Source organism: Streptomyces profundus (assembly GCF_020740535.1).
In the GTDB taxonomy this organism is placed as follows: domain Bacteria; phylum Actinomycetota; class Actinomycetes; order Streptomycetales; family Streptomycetaceae; genus Streptomyces; species Streptomyces profundus.
Genome location: NZ_CP082362.1, coordinates 24,913 through 39,312 on the forward strand (window position 1 = coordinate 24,913; position 14,400 = coordinate 39,312).

General features: G+C 74.9%; 13 protein-coding genes. 6 read left to right on the plus strand and 7 right to left on the minus strand.

What is annotated here, in order from left to right; translation table 11 throughout:
- Window positions 1-44: 44 nt before the first annotated feature.
- On the plus strand, window positions 45-239 hold the full coding sequence (locus tag K4G22_RS00125) for a hypothetical protein (protein WP_228077508.1): 195 nt from the start codon (window positions 45-47) through the stop codon (window positions 237-239).
- Window positions 240-315: 76 nt separating this feature from the next.
- Window positions 316-1,464: a hypothetical protein gene (locus K4G22_RS00130; RefSeq protein ID WP_228077509.1), complete on the plus strand. Its 1,149-nt coding sequence runs from the start codon at window positions 316-318 to the stop codon at window positions 1,462-1,464.
- A gap of 5 nt (window positions 1,465-1,469) precedes the next feature.
- On the opposite strand, the gene K4G22_RS00135 is transcribed toward K4G22_RS00130, so the two are convergent.
- Window positions 1,470-2,678 (minus strand): ROK family protein, encoded by a 1,209-nt coding sequence (locus K4G22_RS00135; RefSeq protein ID WP_228077510.1) that lies wholly within the window; start codon window positions 2,676-2,678, stop codon window positions 1,470-1,472.
- A 65-nt stretch (window positions 2,679-2,743) separates the two neighbouring features.
- On the opposite strand from K4G22_RS00135, the gene K4G22_RS00140 reads away from it, so the two are divergent.
- Entirely contained in the window at window positions 2,744-3,931 is a 1,188-nt protein-coding gene (locus K4G22_RS00140; RefSeq protein ID WP_228077511.1) for an MFS transporter, read from the plus strand.
- A 72-nt stretch (window positions 3,932-4,003) separates the two neighbouring features.
- Window positions 4,004-4,480, plus strand: a complete 477-nt coding sequence (locus K4G22_RS00145) for a DUF4442 domain-containing protein (protein WP_228077512.1) — start codon at window positions 4,004-4,006, stop codon at window positions 4,478-4,480.
- Window positions 4,481-4,509: 29 nt separating this feature from the next.
- Here the strand turns inward: K4G22_RS00145 and K4G22_RS00150 are convergent, their stop codons facing one another.
- Window positions 4,510-6,750: an MMPL family transporter gene (locus K4G22_RS00150; protein WP_228077513.1), complete on the minus strand. Its 2,241-nt coding sequence runs from the start codon at window positions 6,748-6,750 to the stop codon at window positions 4,510-4,512.
- 114 nt (window positions 6,751-6,864) lie between these two features.
- Here K4G22_RS00150 and K4G22_RS00155 point away from each other — a divergent pair, with 114 nt between their 5' ends.
- Entirely contained in the window at window positions 6,865-7,635 is a 771-nt protein-coding gene (locus K4G22_RS00155; protein WP_228077514.1) for an AfsR/SARP family transcriptional regulator, read from the plus strand.
- On the opposite strand, the gene K4G22_RS00160 is transcribed toward K4G22_RS00155, so the two are convergent.
- Entirely contained in the window at window positions 7,593-8,897 is a 1,305-nt protein-coding gene (locus K4G22_RS00160; protein ID WP_228077515.1) for a geranylgeranyl reductase family protein, read from the minus strand. The genes K4G22_RS00155 and K4G22_RS00160 overlap by 43 nt on opposite strands.
- A 215-nt stretch (window positions 8,898-9,112) precedes the next feature.
- Here K4G22_RS00160 and K4G22_RS00165 point away from each other — a divergent pair, with 215 nt between their 5' ends.
- Window positions 9,113-10,492, plus strand: coding sequence for a dipeptidase (locus K4G22_RS00165; protein WP_228077516.1), 1,380 nt, complete (start codon window positions 9,113-9,115; stop codon window positions 10,490-10,492).
- Between the two features lie 324 nt (window positions 10,493-10,816).
- Here K4G22_RS00165 and K4G22_RS00170 read toward each other — a convergent pair whose 3' ends face one another.
- From K4G22_RS00170 to K4G22_RS00185, 4 genes are all read right to left on the minus strand, one after another.
- Complete coding sequence (locus tag K4G22_RS00170; RefSeq protein ID WP_228077517.1) at window positions 10,817-11,374, minus strand: hypothetical protein; 558 nt, start codon at window positions 11,372-11,374, stop codon at window positions 10,817-10,819.
- A 160-nt stretch (window positions 11,375-11,534) separates the two neighbouring features.
- The gene (locus K4G22_RS00175; RefSeq protein WP_228083899.1) at window positions 11,535-12,218 is read right to left on the minus strand and encodes a class F sortase; all 684 of its coding nucleotides are present in this window, start codon (window positions 12,216-12,218) and stop codon (window positions 11,535-11,537) included.
- A gap of 110 nt (window positions 12,219-12,328) precedes the next feature.
- A complete protein-coding gene (locus tag K4G22_RS00180; protein WP_228077518.1) occupies window positions 12,329-13,366 on the minus strand; it encodes an NUDIX hydrolase in 1,038 nt (345 codons plus the stop codon).
- 27 nt (window positions 13,367-13,393) lie between these two features.
- A complete protein-coding gene (locus K4G22_RS00185) occupies window positions 13,394-14,359 on the minus strand; it encodes an ROK family protein (protein WP_228077519.1) in 966 nt (321 codons plus the stop codon).
- Window positions 14,360-14,400: the final 41 nt, after the last annotated feature.

Consider the following 14,400-nt stretch of genomic DNA (forward strand, 5'->3'; position numbering starts at 1 on the left):
CTACAGTGCTTCTCAGAACGCCGCTCGGCCGCTGGGGAGTGCTCATGGTCTTGTCCGTCTCGGGAGTCGTCCTGCTCGGTGTCGTGGTGGTCCTGTTCTTTCGCAAGGACGGGCTCAAACCGACGCACGCGCTGGTGTGCGGGTTGTTCGGTTTCTATCTGGCGGGCACGGCGATGGCGCCGAGCATCGAGGCGGGGGGCGCGAAGCTGGCCCATCTGCTCGGTGGCATCGCGCTGTAGTCGGTGCCAGGTGTGGACCTCGGGATCCTCGCGCGTCGCGGGCACCGCCGTAGTCCGGCCCGGCTGGCGGCGGTCGGTGGCCGTGCTGTGGTGGGGCCCCTGGGTGCTGTCGCGCGGGTTGACGCGGCTGGCGGCCACCGCGTGGTGGTGGGGGGCGCACGGCCGGCGACGGCTGCTGCTGTCCGGGCTGGCCGGGGCCCTGCTCCTGGTGGCGCTGTGGCTGCCGGCGGTGGGGGTCGCGCTGACCGTGGCGGTGCTGGCGGTGGCCGTGGCGCTGGGCTGGGCGCCCGGCCCCGTGGGGTGGCCGGCCCGGGGGCGGGACCGTCCCCCGGGGGAACGGCGGCCGGAAGCCGCGGGGGCGGGGCTGCCGACGGGGGTGGCCGCGCAGCGGTTTCCCGCCGGCCCTGGAGAGGTGGTGCTGGGGCTGACGGACGCGGCGGCGGCGGACCGGATGGTCCCGGCGCGCGACGGGTGCGGGCGGTGGGTGGAGGTCGCGCCGCTGGTGTGGCGCACCGGGCCGCGGGCGACCGCGCCGCATCTGCTGGCGGTGGGCACGCCGGGCGCCGGGGCGACCTCGTTGCTGCGTTGGCTGGCGCTCCAGGCGCTGGCGGGCGGCGAGGTGGTGCTGGTCGACGGCAGCGGGGTGGGTGAGTTCGCCTGCTTCGCCGGCCGCTCGGGGGTGTGGGGGGCGGAGACCACGCCCGAGGGCGCGGTGTCGGGGCTGTCCTGGGTGGCGCGGGAGACGGAGCGTCGGCTGCTGCTGCCCGGGGGCGAGCGCCGGGCTTCGCGCCCGCTGTGGGTGCTGGTGGACCGGCCGGCGCTGCTGGCGCATCTGGCGTGGGTCGCCGGCGCGGGGGACCCGTTGGGGCTGCTGGATGTGCCGCTGCGGTACGGGCGGGAGGCGGGGGTGACGGTGGTGGTGGCCGAGCAGGTGGGGGCGTGGGAGTCGTTGGCCGGCGCCCTGGTGGGGTGCACCAGGGCGCGGGTGGTGTTGGGGGCGGTGGCGGCGGAGGAGGCGTCCGCCGTGTTGGGCGGGGTGCCGCCGGGGGGCGTGGGGTCGGCGGCGGGGGACGGTTTCGCGCGGCTGGGCACGGGCGGGGTCTGCCGGCTGCGGGTGCCGGCGACCCCGGACCCGTGGGACGAGGCCGGCGACCGGGCGCTACGGCGCGCGGTGTGGGAGTTGCTGCCGGCGCCGGCGAGCCCGGAGGTGGCCGCCGGCGACTGAGGGGATCAGCCGGGGAGCGCGCTCAGCGGGTCGTCGAGCACGGGTTGCCAGGCGAGTTCGGCGGCGCCGACGAGGCTGTTGTAGTCGAGGGTGCAGGGCATGAGGGGCACCGTTCCGCTGCGGCCCCACAGGCTGCGTTCGCCCAGGGCGCCGCGCAGCCGCCCGGGGTCGGCGTCCAGCAGCCAGCGGTGCAGGCCGCCGAGGATGATCCGGTCGGGGTTGAGGATGTTGACGAGGCCGGCGAGGCCGAGGCCGAGGCGGTCGATGACGCCGTGGGTGGCGGCGCGGACGGCGGGGTCGGTGGCGTACTCGGTGCGCAGCAGGTCCCTGGCCTGGTCCAACAGGGAGCCCTCCGGGCCTGGTTGGCGGCCGGCGGCGTCGAGCAGGGCCAGCGGGTCGGTCTCCACGTCGAGGCAGCCTCGGCTGCCGCAGTGGCAGGGGCGGCCCGCGGGGTCGACGGTGAGGTGGCCGACTTCGAGGGCGAGTCCCGCGCTGCCGGAGTGCAGGCGGCCGTCGAGGACGAGGGCGCCGCCGACGCCTCGGTGTCCGGTGGCGACGCAGAGCAGTTGGGCGGCGCCCCGTCCCGCGCCGTGCCGGTGTTCGGCGAGCGCGGCGAGGTTGACGTCGTTGCCGCAGTAGCCGGGGGCGGCGATGCCGGCGTCGGCGAGGCAGTCGTTGAAGATGTCGCGGACGGGGGCGCCGGCGGGCCAGGCGAGGTGGAGCGGGTTGAGCGCGGTGCCCTCGGGTTCGGCGACGGCGGAGGGGACGGCGAGGCCGGCGCCGACGCAGTGGCGTCCGCTGGCGCGCAGCAGTTCGGCGCCCGCGGCGACGACCTGGCCCAGGATCTGGGCGGGGTCGGCGGCGACGGTGGTGCAGGCGGGGGTGGTGGCGTGCAGGCGCCCGCCGAGGCCGACCAGCGCGGCGCGGAAGCCGTCGGCGTGCACCTGGGCGGCGAGCGCGACGGGGCCGCCGGGGTCGATCGCCAGCCGGTGGGAGGGGCGTCCATGGCTGCCGGCGGGGGCGCCGGGGCGGGAGTCCACCGTGATCAGGCCCAGGGTCTGCAGTTCGCTGGCGACGGCGCCCGCGGTGGCGCGGGTCACGCCGAGCGCGGTGGTGAGGACGGCTCGGGTGGGGGCCCGGCCGGTGTGGACGAGTTCCAGCGCGGGGCCCAGCGCGTTCCGGCCACGTTCCAGTCTGGTACGGGTGTGGGTCACGCTCCTATTCTGGCTTTGTGTCTTCAATAAACAAATTTCGGGCGATCCTGTCTCCCCGCGCGCCGGTGGGCGACGACCCTTCGGCGGCCCGGGCGTTGGCCGGGGCCCGGGTGGCGCTGACGGCGTTCTTCGCGGTGGACGGCTTCGTCTTCGCCGGCTGGGTGGTGCGCATCCCGGCGGTGAAGGAGCAGACGGGCGCCTCCCCGTCCGCGCTGGGTCTCGCGCTGCTGGGCGTCTCGATCGGCGCCGTGGTGACGATGACGTTGACCGGGCGGCTCTGTCAACGGTTCGGCAACAACCGGGTGACGGTGTTCGCCGGCGCGCTGCTGGTGCTGAGCGTGGCGCTGCCGCCGCACACCCACTCGGCGACGACGCTGGGGGCGGTGCTGCTGCTGTTCGGCGCGGGGTTCGGCGCGGTGAACGTGGCGGCCAACAGCGCGGCCGTCGATCTGGTGGCGGCGCTGCGGCGCCCCGTGATGCCGGGTTTCCACGCGGCGTTCAGCCTGGGCGGCATGGTGGGTGCAGGTCTTGGCGGGCTGGTCGCCGACCGGTTGAGCGCGGCGCGCCATCTGGGGTTGCTGACGGCCGCCGGCCTGCTGGTGGTGGTGTGGGCGGGGCGGACGCTGTGGCGGGAGCCGGTGCGCCCGGCGCCGCTGGCCGGGGGCGACGACGGCGGGGCGAAGGGCGCCGCGGCGGCGGGTTCGGTGGGCTGGCTGGTGGGGGTGTTGGGGTTGATAGCGCTGTGCACCACCTATGGCGAGGGGGCGATGGCGGACTGGAGCGCCCTGCATCTGCGGGAGACGCTGGAGGCGAGCGCCGGGGTCGCGGCGGCGGGGTATTCGGTGTTCGCGCTGGCGATGACGGTGGGCCGGTTGACGGGGTCGGCGGTGCTGGCGCGGATCGGCCCGGACCGGGCGTTGGTCGCCGGTGGCGCGTTGGGGGCGGGCGGGATGCTGCTGGGGGCGCTGGCGCCCACGCTGTGGCTGGCGCTGGTGGGGTTCGCGCTGACCGGTCTCGGGTTGGCCAACGCGTTCCCCATCACCATCGGCACGGCCGGGCACCTGGCCGGCCCCCGGGGCGTGGCCCTGGCCTCGACGGTGGGGTACGGGGGGATGTTGGCGGGGCCGGTCGCGATCGGTTTCCTGGCGGACTGGTTCAGCCTGGCGACGGCGTTGGTGACGGTGGCGGTGCTGTCGGGGGTGGCGGCCGTGACGGCCTACGGCACGCGGGACGCGCTGCGTCGGGCGGGGTGAGGCGGGCCCGGCCGTGCCGGCCGTGCCGGCCGGAATTACCGGCAGGTAACTTCCCGTGGTAGCTTACGGATTATGCCGGTACGTAGCGTCAGCCCCCGCACCCTGCGACGCGTCATGCGCTGGTGGCCGCCGTTTCGTGCGGCCGGCATCCGGGTGGAGCGCATCGCGGACGACTGGAGCGTGGCCCGGGTGCGGATGCGCCTCGGGCGGCTGAACCGCAACTACTTCGGCACCCAGTTCGGCGGTTCGCTGTACTCGATGTGCGACCCGTTCTGGGCGCTGTTGGTGCTGCATCGGCTGGGCCCCGGCTATGTGGTGTGGGACCAGGCGGCCGAGATCGAGTATGTCTCCCCCGGGCGCGGGGACGTGTTCGTCGAGTTCGCGCTGTCCGAGGAGCGGGTCGCCGAGATCCGCGAGGCCACCGTCGACGGCGCGAAGGCGCTGCCCTGGTTCGACTGCGAGGTGCGGGCCGCCGACGGCACGGTGGTGGCGCTGGTGCGCAAGCAGCTGTACGTCCGCCGCAAGCGGGACGCCGCCGCGCCGGCCTGATCCTCGGCCGGCGGGCGTCGTCCCCCGGGTCAGGCGACGGGGGCGGGCTCCCGCTTCGCGGGCGGTGGCTGGGCCGCCGGCAGGGCCTCGCTCAGGCCGAAGCGGTCGTGGAAGCGGCGGAGGGGACCCGGCGCCCACCAGTTGGCGCGGCCGGCGAGCCGCATGGAGGCGGGGAGCAGCACCATCCGGATGAGGGTGGCGTCGGCCAGGATGACGAGGGCGGTGCCGATGCCCAGCTCCTTGAGGAAGACCACGCCGCTGGTCGCGTAGGTGGCGAAGGTGACGACCAGGATGCCGGCGGCTGCGGTGATCAGCGGGGCCGTGGTGCGGATGCCGGCGACGACGGACGCGTGGGTGTCGCCGGTGCGGTCGTGTTCCTCCTTGATGCGGGAGAGCAGGAACACCTCGTAGTCCATGGACAGGCCGTAGGTGACGCAGAACATCAGCATCGGGATGCTGGGCTCGATGGAGCCGGTCGGGGTGAAGCCCAACACGCCGGAGAACCGGCCGTCCTGGAAGATCCACACCAGGGCGCCGAACATCACGCCGAGGCTCAGCAGGTTGAGGACGGTGGCCTTGAGCGGCAGCAGCACGCTGCCGGTGAGCAGGAACAGCACCACGCAGGTGGCGATGAGGATCAGGGCGGCCATCAGCGGCACCCGGGAGAGCAGGACGGAGCGGAAGTCGCTGGTCTCGGCGGGGTAGCCGCCGAACTCGAAGAGGGCGGGCGCCGGGGTGTCCCGCAGGTCGGCGACGAGGCCCGGGACGTCGCCGGCCATCGCGTCCTGGGTGGGCACCACCGACAGCAGGGTGCCGCCGTCGGGGCCGGTCATGGCCGCCGCGTCCGTGCCCGGCGGCTCGGCCAACTCGCCCTGGCGGTGGGTGCCGGCGGCGGACACCACCTGGAACACGCCGGGGTGGCGGGAGAGTTCGGCGGCGTACTCCGCCGTCCGGCCCGCGTCGAGCCCGTCATCGGGCGCGGTGACGGCGAACAGGATGTCCGTCGGCTCGGCGACGAAGTGCCGTTGGGTCTCCTCGGCGACGACCCGGCTGGAGGTGCCGGCGGGCAGGGTGCGCTGGTCGGGCAGGCCGAACCGCAGGCCGAGCACCGGGGAGGCGGCGAGCAGCAGCACCCCGAGGGCGGCCAGCCCGGTGACCAGGGGGCGGCGCAGCACCAGCCGGGCGGTGCGCTCCCAGAAGGCGCCGGTGCGGGCGGGGGGCAGGGGGCGTTCGAAGCGGTGGCCCCAACGGGCCAGCGCGGCCGGCAGGATGACGGTGGCGCCCACCACGGCGGCCAGGACCACCAGGACGCCGGCGTAGGCGAAGGAGCTGAGGAAGAAGAAGGGGAACACGAGGAGGGTGGCCAGCGAGATGGCGACGGTCAGCCCGCTGAAGATGACGGTGCGGCCCGCGACGGCGACGGCGGCGACCGCGGCGTCCTGCTGGGGCAGTCCGGCGGCCCGCTCCTCGCGGTAGCGGTTGATCACGAAGAGGCAGTAGTCGATGCCCAGGCCGAGCCCGAGGACGAGGGCGAGGTTGGCGGCGAACGTGGAGACGGGCGTGATCTCGTTGATCAGCCGCAGCCCCGCGAGGGTCGCCAGCACGCTGAACAGGCCGACGCCCACCGTGAGGAGCGCCGCGACGGCTCGCCGGTAGACGAGGATCAGCAGCAGGGTGACGGCGGGGAGCACGATCAGCTCGGCGGTCAGGAAGTCGCTGGCGGCCTGCTCGCCGACCTGCCGCGACACCTCTTCCTGGCCGCCGACCGCGACGTCGACAAAGGCGTTGCTCTGCGTCAACTCGGGTGAGAGGTCGGCCAGTTCGGCGCGGGTCTCGGTGGCGTCGCCCTCCAGCCTGGCCAGTACGAGGGCGCGGCTGCCGTCGGTGGCGCGCAGCGCGGCGTCCCGGTCGGTCCAGTAGGCGGTGACGTCGGTGACCATCGGGTGCTCGGCGAGTTCGGCGGCGACCCGTTGTCCCTCCGCGACGACCTCGGGGCTGTCCACATCGCCGGTCCTGGCGGTCACCAGCAGGGCGAGGTTGGGGTTGCCGGTGCCGTAGGTCTCGCGCAGCACGTCCTGGACGCGGACCGATTCGGTGCCTGGGGCGTCCCAGCGTGCCAGTTGCAGGGCGCCTGGAGCGCCGGCGCCCAGCAGCCCGAGGAGCGGGAGAAGCGCGGCGGCGACCAGCAGGATCGCGCCCGCGCGCCGTACGGCGACTCGGCCGAGCCGGGTCAACGGGCCGGGCCCTGCCGGGCGGTTTGGCTGTGCCATGGAGGGGAGAACCTTTCGCGAGCGAGGAGTGTTCACCGTGGCAAGGGCCGCTGACCGTCCGCTGGAACGCCCGCTGGAAGATGCGCTGGAACGCGGCGCGTTAGGCTCGTTCGTATGGCGGAGGGTGTGCGTTTCGAACTGCTCGGTCCGATTCGGGTGTCGCGTGGCGGCGTCGAGCTGGCGTCGGGGCCGCCCCGGCAACGGGCGGTGTTGGCCGTGCTGTTGCTCCAGGAGGGGCGCCCGATGACGTTCGAGGCGCTGGTGGACGCGGTGTGGGGGGAGCGTCCGCCGGGGCAGGTGCGCAATCTGGTGCAGAAGTACGTGTCCGGCATCCGGCGCGCGTTGGCGCCCGGCCCGGTGCCCCGGTGGACGGGCAGTGGCTATCTGCTGGCGGAGGCCCGTATCGACGATCTCGCGGAGCGGCGGGAGCTGTTGGCGCACGCGATGGCGGCCAGGGACGCGGGGCGGTTGGCGGAGGCCGGCGCGTGGGCGGAGCGGGCCGAGTCGATGTGGCGCGGGGAGTTCGCCGAGGGGCTGACCGGCCCCTATCTGGCCGCCGAGCGGCGGCGTTGGGCGGAGAAGCGGCTGCTGGTGCTGGAGGCGCGTCTTGAGGGCACGCTGGAGCGCGGCCGGTACCACGAGTGCGTGCACGAGCTGATGCGGCAGGTCGCCGCGCACCCGCTGCGGGAACGGCTGGTGTGGCTGTTGATGTTGGCGCTCTACCGCAGTGGGCGCTCAGCCGACGCGCTGCTGACCTTCGAGGAGACCAGGGCCCGCGTCGGGCGGGAGCTGGGTTCGGACCCGGGCCCCGAACTGCGCGCGCTGCACCAGCGCATCCTGCGTCAGGATCCGGCGCTCTCCCCCGACCCGGCGCTGGCGTCCTGACCGCCGGGGCCGTCCGGCCCCCGCCGGCCGTCCGCGCTGTCGGGAGCGTCGGGGCCGTCGCCGCGCCGATCCAGCGCGGACAGCGCCTTGCGGGCCAGCGGGTGGGTCCTGACGATGCCGGCGAGGGTGGTGGAACCCCTGGTGATCTGGGCGAACGCGCCCCAGGCGGGGCGGAACCCGACGAGGGCGGTGTGCACCAGCCGGGGCCGCTGCGCGAAGGTGGCGAGCATCCGGCGTCCGACGCCCATCTCCACGCCGAGCCCCGACTTGATGGCGAAGGTGTAGTTGAGGGCCTGCCGGCGGGCGTCCACCGCGTCGCCGGCCTCGGCGATGCGCACCGCCCACTGGCCGGCGAGGCGTCCTGAGCGCAGCGCGAAGGAGATGCCCTCGCGCGTCCACGGCTCCAGCAGCCCGGCCGCGTCCCCGCAGACCAGCACCCGGCCCCGGGAGAGCGGGGAGTCGTCGGTGCGGCAGCGGGTGAGGTGGCCCGAGGAGATGCTGGGCTCGAACCCCGACAGGCCCAACCGGCCGACGAAGTCCTCCAGATAGCGCTTGGTCGCGGCGCCGTCGCCTCGGGCGGCGATGACGCCGACGGTGAGGGAGTCGCCCTTGGGGAAGACCCAGCCGTAGGAGCCCGGCAGCGGCCCCCAGTCGATCAGGGCGCGACCGCGCCAGTCCCCCGCCACCTCGGGCGGCACGGGGATCTCCGACTCAAGGCCCAGGTCGACGTGGTCGACGCGGACCCCGACATGGGCCCCTATCCGGCTGGCGCTGCCGTCGGCGCCGACGACCGCGCGGGCCAGGACGGTCTCGCCGCCGGCGAGGACCACGGCGACGGTGCGCCGGTCCGGCACGGCCGGGCCGTGCTGCTCGACGCGGGAGACGGCGGCACCCGTGCGCAGCCGCGCGCCGGCCTTGACGGCGGCCTCGACGAGGCGTTCGTCGAACTCCGGGCGGTTGACCAGGCCGAACAGCATCCGCTTGGAACGCCGGGTGCGGTTGAGCCGCCCGTTGAGCGAGAAGGTGACGGCGTGCACCCGGTCGCGCAGCGGCAGTTCGAAGCCGGGGGGCAGGGCGTCCCTGGTGGGGCCGATGATGCCGCCCCCGCACGTCTTGTAGCGGGGCAGTTCGGCCTTCTCCAGCAGCAGGACGCGGCGGCCGGCCTCGGCCGCGGCTCGGGCGGCTGAGGCCCCGCCGGGCCCGGCTCCCACCACGACGACATCCCAGACAGTGCGGTCCTCGGCTTCGTTCTCGCTGCTCACGACGTGCTCGTGCTCCCCGATGCGTTCTTGTTCCCTCGCCGCTCTGCATCCTAATGCGGCGTCACGGGCGGAGCCCGGTCGGTTTGCCGGGGCGGCCGGGCCGGGCCGGGGGGCGGCCGTTCACGCTGTGACATCATCGACCGCACCGTCGTTCGTATGTATGCGTGAGGGGGCCGTTCGGACCGCCGGACCCGGCCCGCTCAAGGAGGGTCCTCATGCCGCACAGCCCGCAGCACGCCGCCCTGGCCGGCACCGTCGCCGCCGCGCTCCCCACGGCCCGACGGGAGTTGGCCGAGCTGGTGGCCTTCCGTTCGGTGGCCGACCCGAGGCAGTTCCCGCCCGAGGAGTGCCACGCCGCGGCCGACTGGGTCGCCGACGCCCTGCGGGCCGAGGGCTTCCCCGATGTGCGGCTGCTGGACACCCCGGACGGCACCCGGTCCGTCTTCGGCCATCTGCCGGGCCCCGCTGGCGCCCCGACCGTGCTGCTGTACGCGCACTACGACGTGCAGCCGCCGCTGGACGAGGCGGCCTGGACCTCGCCGCCGTTCGAGCTGACCGAGCGGGACGGGCGCTGGTACGGGCGCGGCGCGGCGGACTGCAAGGGCGGCGTGTTGATGCACCTGTTGGCGCTGCGGGCGCTCGCGGCCAACGGCGGGGTGCCGGTGGGCGTGAAGGTGATCGTCGAGGGTTCGGAGGAGCAGGGCACCAGCGGCCTCGAACAGTACGCACAGGCGCATCCCGAGCTGTTGGCGGCCGATGTGGTGCTGATCGGCGACACCGGCAACGTCAGGGCGGGGCAGCCAACGGTGACGGCGAGCCTGCGCGGGATGGCCGTGTTGACCGTGCGGGTGGAGACCCTGGCGGGCAATCTGCACTCGGGCGCGTTCGGCGGCGCGGCGCCCGACGCGCTGGCCGCGCTGGTGCGGATCCTGGACTCGCTGTACGACGCCGACGGCGGGCCGGCCGTCGACGGCCTCGCGGCGGACGGGAGTTGGCCCGGCACCGGTTATCCGGACGAGGCGTTCCGGGCGGACGCCGGCGTGTTGGACGGGGTGGCGCTGGTCGGCTCGGGGGCGGTCGCCGACCGGCTGTGGGCCAGGCCGTCGATCACGGTGACGGGGATCGACTGCCCGCCGGTGGTGGGCGCCACGCCGTCGGTGCAGGCCGCGGCGCGGGCGCAGATCGCGCTGCGGGTGCCGCCCGGGGTGGAGGCGGGGGCGGCCGGCGACAGGGTCGGGGCGCATCTGCGGGCGCACGCGCCGTGGGGCGCGCGGGTCACGGTCGAGCGGCACGGCGAGGGGCAGCCGTTCCGGGCCGACGTCTCCAGCCCGGCGTACGCCTCGATGGCGTCGGCGATGCGGGACGCGTACGACGGCACGGAGATGGCCGTGGTGGGCCAGGGCGGTTCGATTCCGTTGACGGCGACGCTGGGCGCGCTCTACCCGGACGCCGAGGTGCTGATGATCGGCCTGAGCGACGCGGCGGCCCGGATCCACGCGGTGGACGAGAGCGTCTCCCCCGACGAGTTGGAGCGGATGGCGGTCGCCGAGGCCCTCTTCCTGGCCCGATACGCAAAGTCGCTTGCCGCGAGCTGACACCCCCCGCCCGGTGGCCCGAGACGCGACCACCGAAGGCCCGCCCACCCACCGGGCCCCGCCGACAAACCCGTCCCGACGCGATACGCCGGAGCCGGCCGGCGCGCTCCCGCTCCCCTCAAGGAATTCCACCACGGAGAGGAACACGGGCCGACGGGCCCGTCGCCGGCTCAGTGGCCGTTGCCGAGCAAAGTCGCTTGCCGCGACCTGACATCGCCCGGTGGCCCCGGCCGGCCGCGCGTGCTTCCCTCACCAGGGGACGTGCTGGGCCACGCGGCCCGCACCGGGCGGGGTTCTCGCGCCCGGTGGCCGACCGCCCAGGTCTCAGTGGCGGGAGGCGCGGCGGCGGACCAGCATGGCGCCGCCGGCGACGGCGGCGATCGTGAGGCCGGCGCCGGCCAGCACCATGGGGGCGGTGCCGGACTGGGAGCCGCCGACGCCGGCCTGGGCGCCGAGGCTCGGCTTGGCCGTGGAGGTGCCGGCCACCGTGGGGGTCGCGCTGGGGGTCGGCGTGGTGGTGGCCTCGGAGATCGCCAGCCGCGCGGCGGCGGTCTGGTCGCCGCAGCTGAAGATGACGTCGTACTGGGCGCCGCGCCTGGCGTCGGTGTCCACGGTGGTGCGGGCGCTCTGGAGTTCGCCCGGGATGCCGAGCACGACGAGGTCGAAGACGGGGGATTCCGCGGTGGCCTCGAAGTCGGTGCAGCCGGTGACGGTGAGGTCCACCGCGCCACCGGGGCGGACGGTGCCAGGGGAGACGCTGTAGCCGAAGTCGACGATCTGGGCCGGGGCCTGGTCGTCGGCGGCGAGGGCGCCCTGCGCGCCCGTTCCGACCAGCGTCGCGCTCAGCCCGGCGGCGGCCAGCGCGGTCCTCAGTCTGCTCATGGGAAGACTCCTTCGTCGGGGTTTGCCGGAAGATGCGCTGGCTGTCGGAGCTGCTCCGGAAGGCGCGTTTCGCCCGCTTCGTCCTGGTGTGACATAAACACAGCGGGTGGGGGTCAACACCCCAGGGGGAGCGAACGGGTTACCGCGGGGGCCGTTCGCGTCACGCGGCGCCGGTGAGCGCGGCGTAGACCACGACGTTGCCCGCGTAGCCGCCGCTTCCCGGCTCGAACGGGCCGCCGCAGGTGATCAGCCGCAGCTCCGGGTGGTCGGTGTCCTGGTAGACCCGCTCGGGGAGTTGGTCCTTCTCGTAGACGGCGGTCTCGTAGACCGTGAAGGTCGCCTCCAGGCCGTCCTCGCGGATCACCTGGACGGTGTCGCCCGGGCGCAGTTCGCCCAGGCCGTAGAAGACGGCCGGCCCCGCGGCGTTGTCGACGTGGCCGACCAGTACGGCGGTGCCGGCGGAGCCGGGGGACGCGGCGTCACGGAACCAGCCGGCGAGGTTGTCGACCTCCTGCGGCGGGGCGTCGACCCAGCCCTCGGGGTCGAGGCCGACGGACGTCAGCGGGGCGTCCACGCCGATGGCGGGGATGGTGACCCAGGTCGGTTCGGCGTGGGCCAGCGGGGCGTGGGCGACGCCGGTGGGCGGCGCGCTGGTGGCGGGGGCGCCCAGCGGCGGCCCGGGCGGCCCCTCCGAGCCCTGGACGGCGCCGGCAATGATGGTGAGGCCCAACGCCACGGTGCCGGCCATCACGCCGAAGGCGGCGCGGGTGCCCCAGCCCATGGGCTCGTCGGGCGGGGGGTCGCACGGGTGGTTCGGGTCGGCCTGATCGTCCGCGTGGCGCATCGTGGTCACCGCTCGTGGGGAGTCCTCCCCCGTTCTGGGGCCATCGGGACCACGCTAGAGCGAGCCGGGCCGACCCGCGATTCCAGCGCCGCCGCCGCGGGCGCGGCGGCTCAGCGTGCGGTGGTGGGTCCGGTGATCACCCGGCCGCGCTCCAGGTAGAGGGGGTGGCCGAGGGCGCGGGCGCGCAGCGCGCCCTGGAGGCGGGCGAACCGGTCGGCGGAGAGGAGGTGTTCGGCCTCCGCCTCGCTGGCGAACCGCCAGCCGCGCAGTTCGGCGCCCGGCAGCAGCAGGTCGGCGACGCGGTCGGCGGGCAGCAGCCCGCCGTCGAAGAGGAGGCGGACGCCGCCGAAGCCGGGCGGGTGGGGCGGCTCCCAGTCCACCACCAGCGGTGTGGGTTCGCCCGCCAGGCGCAGCCCCAGCTCCTCGGCGACCTCGCGGGCGGCGGCCGAGGTCGGCTCCTCCCCCGGTTCGACGACGCCGCCGGGGAACTCCCAACCGGGTTTGTAGGTGGGGTCGACGAGCAGCACCCGGCCCTCGGCGTCGAAGAACAGGACGCCGGCGGCGAGGGTTTCGCCCCGGGGCGGCGCCGTCTGCACGATGGTGCAGGCGCCGTCGCCGCGTCGGATGCCCTCGGCCAGGGCCTCGGCGGTCTGGCGTGGGGTGAGTTGGGAGGCGGCCACCGGGTGCGCGTCGCCGGCGAGCCACGGGAGCGCCGCGTCGTACTGCGGCAGCCGGGCCAGATAGCGGGTGCGGACGGCGTCGCCGTCGATGGCCGCCCGTTGGTCGATCCGCGCGCGAAGGAACGTTTCCTCGGTCTGGAGCAGGAAGTGGCGCACCGGAATGCGGCGGGCCGCGAGCCCGCCGAAGATCTCGTCCCGATAGGCCTGGCTGAGCAGGCTCATCGGGGTGATCAAGGGGCCGGGCAGCTCGGCGAGCAGGGCGGACGCCGTGTTCACCACCAGGCTGCGCCAGGACGGCAGGTCCTGGTAGTCGTCCACCTGGGCCAGCCGTTCCTTGGGCAACATCCCGCGCAGCTGGTCGCCGACCCGCTCCGGCTCGAACAGGGTGCTGCCCGGCAGCAGATGGAGCAGTTCGTGTGCCGCCGTGGTCTTGCCGGCACCGAACGCGCCATTGAGCCAGATGATCACGAACCCCCTCCTTCCTCGCCCCCAGGTTCAGTTGCCCGCTTCACCCTGGGGCAAAAACGTGTCAGGTGCCGTCCAGCACACCGCCGCCGCGCCCACCAGCCCCGCATCGGTGCCGAGTTGGGCCGGCAGGACATCTATGCCCCGCACATAGGGCAGCGTCGCGTACTCGCCCAGCGCCCGCCGCAGCGGGTCGAAGAGGACCGCGCCCGACTGGCTCACGCCGCCGCCCACCACCACCGTCTCCAACTCGACCAGGGTCGCGGTGGCGGCGATGCCGGCGGCCAGCGCGCGGGCCGAACGGTCGAACGCCTCAAGGGCGATGGGGTCCCCGGCCGCCGCCGAGACGGCGACGCCGGCGGCGGTGGCGTCCCCGGCGGGCTCGGCCGGGCGCCAGCCGGCGGCCAGCGCGTAGCGGGCGATGTTGGTGCCGCTGGCGATCCGCTCCACACAGCCGCGCCCGCCGCAGGGACAGCGGTCGCCGTTGAAGTCGACGCTGATATGGCCGATATGGGCCGCGTTGCCGGTAGGCCCCGGATAGAGCCGGTCGCCGACGATCAGGCCGCCGCCGACGCCGGTGGACACCACCATGCACAGCGCGTTGCTGCGGCCCCTGGCCGCGCCGATCCAGTGCTCGCCGGCCGCGATGGCGGCGCCGTCCCCGACCAGGCTGACCGGTAGTTCGCCGACCGTCTTGCGGACCCCCTCGACCAGCGGGAACTCCCGCCAGCCCGGGATGTTGACGGGGCTGACGGTGCCGAGCCTGGCGTCCAGCGGGCCGGCGCTGCCGATGCCGAGCGCGCGGACCCGCGACCAGTCCCGGGTGCGGACGAGTGAGGTGACCACCTCCGTCACCGCTCGCAACACGTCGGATGCCGACTCCTTGGCCGGGGTCGGTCGTTGGACGCGGTGGAGCAGTTCCCCCTCGCCGGTGACCAACGCACCGGCGATTTTGGTGCCCCCGATGTCAACGGCGGCGACAAGATCAGTGGTCATGAGCGGAAAGCCTGGTCGGTAGGAGCACGGTTGTCCAGTCC

Bases quoted from the DNA above. Each gene is read 5' to 3' on its own strand.
- K4G22_RS00125 (WP_228077508.1), top strand. From the start codon at position 45: ATGGTCTTGTCCGTCTCGGGAGTCGTCCTGCTCGGTGTCGTGGTGGTC.
- K4G22_RS00145 (WP_228077512.1), top strand. From the start codon at position 4,004: ATGCCGGTACGTAGCGTCAGCCCCCGCACCCTGCGACGCGTCATGCGC.
- K4G22_RS00150 (WP_228077513.1), bottom strand. From the start codon at position 6,750: ATGGCACAGCCAAACCGCCCGGCAGGGCCCGGCCCGTTGACCCGGCTC.
- K4G22_RS00155 (WP_228077514.1), top strand. From the start codon at position 6,865: ATGGCGGAGGGTGTGCGTTTCGAACTGCTCGGTCCGATTCGGGTGTCG.
- K4G22_RS00165 (WP_228077516.1), top strand. From the start codon at position 9,113: ATGCCGCACAGCCCGCAGCACGCCGCCCTGGCCGGCACCGTCGCCGCC.
- K4G22_RS00170 (WP_228077517.1), bottom strand. From the start codon at position 11,374: ATGAGCAGACTGAGGACCGCGCTGGCCGCCGCCGGGCTGAGCGCGACG.
- K4G22_RS00175 (WP_228083899.1), bottom strand. From the start codon at position 12,218: ATGCGCCACGCGGACGATCAGGCCGACCCGAACCACCCGTGCGACCCC.
- K4G22_RS00185 (WP_228077519.1), bottom strand. From the start codon at position 14,359: ATGACCACTGATCTTGTCGCCGCCGTTGACATCGGGGGCACCAAAATC.